Annotated in this window: 2 protein-coding genes; both read left to right on the top strand. The window is 31.9% G+C overall.

What is annotated here, in order from left to right; genetic code table 11:
- Nucleotides 1–105: 105 nt before the first annotated feature.
- The gene (locus ITJ86_RS17150) at nt 106–954 is read left to right on the top strand and encodes an alpha/beta fold hydrolase (RefSeq protein WP_195872872.1); all 849 of its coding nucleotides are present in this window, start codon (nt 106–108) and stop codon (nt 952–954) included.
- Nucleotides 954–1,117, top strand: a 164-nt coding sequence (locus ITJ86_RS17640; RefSeq protein ID WP_394370122.1) for an RNA polymerase sigma factor, incomplete at its 3' end; no start/stop codon positions are given. The genes ITJ86_RS17150 and ITJ86_RS17640, both read left to right, overlap by 1 nt.

Raw genomic sequence — 1,117 nt, forward strand, 5'->3', positions numbered from 1 at the left:
CAACCATTATCAAAGAATAAATTGACCTTATTTTATACCACTTTTAAAATAAGATGTAACATTTTTTGATTTCCGCATCTAAAGGGAAATCAAAACTTAAAAACAATGAAAAATCTTATTTTATTATTCGTCTCAATCGTATTTTCTTTATCTATTTATGCAAAAAATGAAAGTCAGCCTATCAATGTAGAAGTTACAGGAAAAGGTAAATCTATCATATTAATTCCAGGGTTTACAGTTCCTGGAAACATTTGGAGTCCACTAGTAAAGAAACTTGAAAAAAATTACGAATGTCATATAGTAACTTTAGCTGGTTTTGGCGGAAAAGAACCTATAGAATTCCCTTGGTTACCTAAAGTTAACGAGTCTCTAAAAAACTATATCTTAAAAAACGACTTGCAAAATACTACCATAATTGGACACAGTTTGGGCGGTACCATTGCCACTTGGCTTGCTTCACAAAACGACTTAAAGCTTTCTAAAATCATATTAGTTGATGCGCTTCCTGCTTCAGGCGCATTAATGATTCCTGATTTCAACCCTGAAAACTTGATGTATGAAAGTCCATATAACAATCAACTACTAGCAATGGATGATGTAGCCTTTGAGCAAACTGCCACAACAATGTCAAAAAGCATGAGCCTTAAAGAATCAGCTCAAGAAAAAATTAAGAACTGGATACTAGAATCTGACCGAAAAACATATGTTTATGGATATACAGATTACCTTAAATTAGACCTTAGAGAAAATTTAAAAAACATTTCGATTCCAGTTACTATAATTGCAGCATCACAACCATACGGTGAGGAAATGGTTAAGCAAACCTATAAAAATCAGTATGCAAATTTAAAAGATTACAATGTTATTATAGCGGAAGATAGTGCTCATTTTATAATGCTTGACAAACCTGAATGGTTTATGAAACAAGTGCAAACGATATTATCATCTAAATAATGATTACAGAACAAGAATTTACTAACATCTATAATTTACACGCTTCTAAAATCCACAGGTTATGTTTAGGGTATGCATCAGGAAATAATGAGCTTGCAAAAGAATGGCTTCAGGAGACTTTTATAAAGGTTTGGAAGCATAGAAACTCATTTAAAGAAAAGTC

Source organism: Winogradskyella marina, assembly GCF_015645385.1.
Taxonomy (GTDB): Bacteria; Bacteroidota; Bacteroidia; order Flavobacteriales; family Flavobacteriaceae; genus Winogradskyella; species Winogradskyella marina.

Bases quoted from the DNA above. Each gene is read 5' to 3' on its own strand.
- ITJ86_RS17150 (WP_195872872.1), top strand. From the start codon at position 106: ATGAAAAATCTTATTTTATTATTCGTCTCAATCGTATTTTCTTTATCT.